This is a genomic window from Frigoribacterium sp. MEB024 (assembly GCF_000878135.1).
In the GTDB taxonomy this organism is placed as follows: Bacteria; Actinomycetota; Actinomycetes; order Actinomycetales; family Microbacteriaceae; genus Frigoribacterium.
The window spans coordinates 1-4,546 of sequence record NZ_JXQZ01000102.1 but is presented as its reverse complement, the minus strand read 5'-3'; the positions used below and the strand labels follow the sequence as shown (position 1 = coordinate 4,546).

General features: G+C 72.7%; 5 protein-coding genes. 3 read left to right on the top strand and 2 right to left on the bottom strand.

The window, feature by feature from the left end:
- Both SZ60_RS15095 and SZ60_RS15090 read right to left on the bottom strand, forming a co-directional pair.
- On the bottom strand, positions 1–928 hold a 928-nt coding region (locus SZ60_RS15095), incomplete at its 3' end, for a LacI family DNA-binding transcriptional regulator (protein WP_043597363.1).
- Between the two features lie 144 nt (positions 929–1,072).
- Positions 1,073–1,552, bottom strand: a complete 480-nt coding sequence (locus SZ60_RS15090) for an SRPBCC family protein (protein WP_043597368.1) — start codon at positions 1,550–1,552, stop codon at positions 1,073–1,075.
- A gap of 129 nt (positions 1,553–1,681) precedes the next feature.
- Here SZ60_RS15090 and SZ60_RS15085 point away from each other — a divergent pair, with 129 nt between their 5' ends.
- The 3 genes from SZ60_RS15085 to SZ60_RS15075 all read left to right on the top strand — a co-directional run bounded on the left by SZ60_RS15085 (position 1,682) and on the right by SZ60_RS15075 (position 4,506).
- Entirely contained in the window at positions 1,682–2,611 is a 930-nt protein-coding gene (locus SZ60_RS15085) for an aldo/keto reductase family oxidoreductase (RefSeq protein WP_043597361.1), read from the top strand.
- Between the two features lie 567 nt (positions 2,612–3,178).
- Positions 3,179–3,631, top strand: coding sequence for an S-ribosylhomocysteine lyase (locus SZ60_RS15080; RefSeq protein WP_043597358.1), 453 nt, complete (start codon positions 3,179–3,181; stop codon positions 3,629–3,631).
- Complete coding sequence (locus tag SZ60_RS15075; protein WP_052505449.1) at positions 3,628–4,506, top strand: 5'-methylthioadenosine/S-adenosylhomocysteine nucleosidase; 879 nt, start codon at positions 3,628–3,630, stop codon at positions 4,504–4,506. The genes SZ60_RS15080 and SZ60_RS15075 overlap by 4 nt, the downstream gene beginning before the upstream one ends.
- Positions 4,507–4,546 lie beyond the last annotated feature (40 nt).

Sequence of the window (4,546 nt, the reverse complement as noted above, 5' to 3'; positions counted from 1 at the left end):
CGCTCCGCCCCTCGATGCGGGCGATCAGCGACGTCATCACGTGCGCCCCCTCGAAGCCGAAGTCGAGCGCCACGGTGGACAGCGACGGCACCATGAACCGCGCCTCGGGAGTGTCGTCGTTGCCGACCACGCTGACCTCGTGCGGCACCGAGACCCCCTCGGCGGCGAGGGCGGCGAGCAGTCCCATCGCCATGGCGTCGTTGGCGACGGCGACGCCGGTGAAGTCGTCGGTGCGGGCGGCGAGCCGCAGTCCGATGTCGTAGCCGGCCGCCGCGGACCAGTCGCCGACGTCGGTGACCGTCACCGCGCCTCCGGACGCGGTCGTGGCCTGGTGGAACCCGTCGGCGCGCTCGCGGGCGGCCAGCCACTGGTCCGGCCCGGCGACGTAGGCCACGCGGCGGTGGCCGAGGCTCGCGAGGTGCTCGGCCGCGACCCGGCCCGCGTGCTCGTTGATCGACTCGGTCGTGCCCTCGACCATCAGCCCGAAGTCGCGCGCCACGGGCACGGAGATCGCGCGGCGTTCGAGTGCCGACCGGGCGACGGCCGTCTGCGCCGTGACGACGATGCCGGCGATCTGCTGCCCGAGCATCAGGTCGAGGGCGTCGTCGACCGAGCGTTCGTCGACGCCGTCCATCGACACGATGTCGGTGACGTAGCCGAGCGAACGTGCGGCCTCGGTGGCCCCGGCGATGGTGCGGGCGGGGCCCGACTGCTGCATGTTGTCGGCGAGCAGCCCGATGCGGTTCGTCCGCTGCAGGCGCAGGTAGCGGGCCGCCGAGTTGGGGCGGTACTCGAGCTCGGCGAGTGCCTGCTCGACCTTCTCGCGGGTGGCGGGACGGATGCCCTCGAAGCCGCGCAGGAACCTGCTGACGGTCTGGTGCGAGACGCCCGCGCGCTTCGCCACGTCGTAGATCGTGGCGTCCTTCATGCCCCGAGGGTAGCGGTGCCTCGTGCCCCGCCGGGGCGTCGGATGCACGAGACCCCACGAAGTCGCCGAGACCCTTCGGCGCGCACGGGGGTGTAGGCGCGTTCCTGGGGTGTGGGTGCGTTCCTGGGGTGTGGGCGGGGCCGACTAGGCGGTGCGCTCGATCTCGCGGGTGATGCCGACGAGCACGCGCCGCATGTACGGCGCCCAGGCGAAGCGCACGATGCCGCGGACGATCGCCCCACGCCCCGGTCGGGCGAAGAACGAGTAGGTCCAGTCGACCCGCGTGCGCCCGTTCGGGGTCGCGCGGTAGCTCCAGTCGGCACGGCCGCCGGTCACCAGTCGCCCGAGCAGCCCGGTGAACTCGCTCAGCTCGTAGACGAAGACCCCGTCGGGCTCCACGCGTACCAGGCTCTCGACCACGCTGCTGCCGTCCGACAGCTCGAGTCGGCGCGTCTGTCCGGCACCGTCCCACGGGCCGGACTGGTCGTGGACGGCCACGACGGCCGGGATCACCCCCGCCCGCGGATAGAACCCGACGGGGGTCAGCGGCGTCGCGATGCTCCACGCCCGGGCGAGCGGAGCGGCGGCGACGCGCGCGGTGCTCGCGCTCGCGATGACGGTCATGCCGGGCATTCGGAACGGAGGGCGCGATCGACGGGACGGGTCCTCCCCAGGCGCCCCGCGCCTCCCGACCGTCCCCCGAGGAGGCGCGGGTCGGCTCCCGGGGACGCCGGACGAGAGCAGACTGGCCGCGTGAAGACGACGACGTTACCCACCACCGACCGCCCCGCCTCGACCATCGTCCTCGGGCTCATGCGCATCTCGGGCATGACCGACGACGCGATCCGTGAACTCGTGGCCGAGGCCCGAGACCTCGGCATCGACTTCTTCGACCACGCCGACGTGTACGGCGACCACCCCCACCACTGCGAGCAGCGCTTCGGCGACGCCGTCACCATGACCTCGTCCGAGCGCGACGCGATCCAGCTGCAGAGCAAGGTCGGCATCCGTGACGGCTTCTGGGACTTCTCGACCGAGCACATCCTCGAGTCGGTCGACGCCTCGCTCGCCGCCCTGCACACCGACCGCCTCGACGTGCTGCTGCTGCACCGGCCCGACGCCCTCGTCGAGCCCGACGAGGTGGCCGCCGCCTTCGACCAGCTGCACGCCTCCGGCAAGGTGCGCCACTTCGGCGTCTCGAACCACACGCCCGGCCAGGTCGAGCTGCTGAAGCGCAGCGTGACGCAGCCGCTGATCGTCAACCAGGTGCAGCTCAGCATCACCCACGCTCCGCTGATCGCCGCGGGCGTCGCGGCCAACATGGCGGGGCTCGACCAGTCCGTCGACCGCGACAACGGCATCCTCGACTACAGCCGCCTCAACGAGATGACCCTGCAGGCCTGGTCGCCGTTCCAGAAGGGCTTCTTCGACGGAGTGTTCCTCGGCGACCGCGACGGCTACCCCGAGCTCAACGACGTCATCGACGAGCTCGCCGCGAAGTACGACGTGCCGACGTCGGCGATCCCGGTCGCCTGGATCACCCGGCACCCGGCCGAGATGCAGGTCGTGCTCGGCACGACGAGCGTCGCGCACCTCCGCGACAGCGCCGCGGGGTCGGACGTGCCGCTGACCCGGCCCGAGTGGTACCGCCTCTTCACGGCGGCCGGCCACACGCTGCCGTAGCGAGCCGCGCGGCGCAGTGCGGCGCGGCGCTGGACTGCGCTGCACCGCGAACTGGACACCCCGCCACGAAGTGGTCACCCCGCCATCCTTTTTCGTGGCGGGTTGACCACCTCGTGGCGGGATGGCGAGCCGGGCTGCGTGGCGCGGCCCCGTGCGGCACTGCGCGGCACTGCGCGGCGCAGTGCGGCGCCCGTCGGTCCGCCCCCCGTCCCTCCCCCGCTCGCCGCTCCCCGCTTGCCGCTCGCCGCTCGCCGCCACGAAATGAACACGCCGCCATCTTTTTGCGTGGCGGATTGTTCACTCCGTGGCGGGATGGCGGGATGGCGGGCTGGCGGGCTGGCGGGCTGGCGGGATGGCGGGACGGCGGGATGGCGGGCCGAGCGGGCCTGGCGGGCCGAGCGGGCCGAGCGGCCGGGTGGCGGGCCGGGTGCGGGGTCACACACCGACCGGCGCGGAGGGAATGTCCTAGGGTCGACAGGGCGTTGGGACGCACAGATCGGTGCAGAGGCCGAGGCGCCTCCCACGCCCCGCCCGCACCCCGAAGGGACCATCGTGACCCAGCCCAAGATGAACGTCGAGTCGTTCAACCTCGACCACCGCACCGTCGCCGCGCCCTACGTGCGCGTCGCGGACCAGAAGACGCTGCCGCACGGCGACGTCATCACGAAGTTCGACGTCCGGTTCACGCAGCCGAACGAGGCACACCTCGACATGGCCTCGGTCCACTCGCTCGAGCACCTGTTCGCCGAGCACTCCCGCAATCGCTCGGGCGACGTCATCGACTTCTCGCCGATGGGCTGCCAGACCGGGTTCTACCTGATCCTGCAGGGCGACCCCGCGATGGACGACGTCCTGTCGCTCATCGAGGGCACCCTCACCGACATCACCACCGCCACCGAGGTCCCCGCGGCCAACGAGGTCCAGTGCGGTTGGGGCGCCAACCACACGCTCGAGGGTGCGCAAGGTGTCGCCCGCGACTTCCTCGCTGCCCGCGACGAGTGGTCGACCGTCACCCGATGACCGGGACGCACGCCGCGCCTCCTGCCGACGGGGTCGCGGCGCTCGCCGCACCGCCGATCATCGTGATCGTGGCGATGGCCGACGAGGCCGAGCCGTTCGTGTCCCGGGCGTCGCGCGTCGACGAGCCGATCGCCGTCGGCGGGTCGCTGCAGCGCGTCGTCGAGATCGACGGGGTCGAGCTGCTGCTCGTGCAGAGCGGCATCGGGTTCGTCAACGCGGCCGGTGCGGCCACCTCGGCCATCGTGCGGACGGGCTCGCTCGAGGGCGTCGTGCCGACCGTGATCAGCGCCGGCACCGCCGCGGGCATGGGGGTGGGCATCGAGATCGGCGACGTCGTGGCGGGCTCCGAGTACGTCAACCTCGACGCCGACGCGCGCGTCTTCGGCTACCGGCTCGGCCAGGTGCCCGGCATGCCGGCCAGCTTCCACGCCGACGAGGCCCTGATGGAGGCGGCGGTCGCCTACGACACGTCGGTCTCGTCCGGTGCACGGTCCGGGGACGACCCGGCGGACGCGGGTGACGCATCGGGCGACGGTGTCGCGTCGAACGCGTCGAGCGCATCGAGCGCTGCGGGAGGCCGCTGGGCCGTACGGCCCGGGCTGATCGCCTCGAGTGACGCGTTCATGACCGCCGAGCGCGTGATCGGCGTGCGGAGCGCCTTCGCCGACGTCGTCGACGTGGACGCCGTCGACATGGAGTCGATGGCGATCGCCCAGACCTGTCACGTCCACCACGTGCCGTTCGTCTCGGTGCGCGGCATCAGCGACCTCGCCGGTCCGGACGCCCACGACGTGCACGACGAGAACCTCGCCCTGACGGCGGGGCGCTCGGCGGACGTCACGATGCACCTCATCCGGGCGATCACCGCGCGCTGAGCGGCTGGCCGCGCAGCGCGCCGAGCCGCGCGCCGCGTCG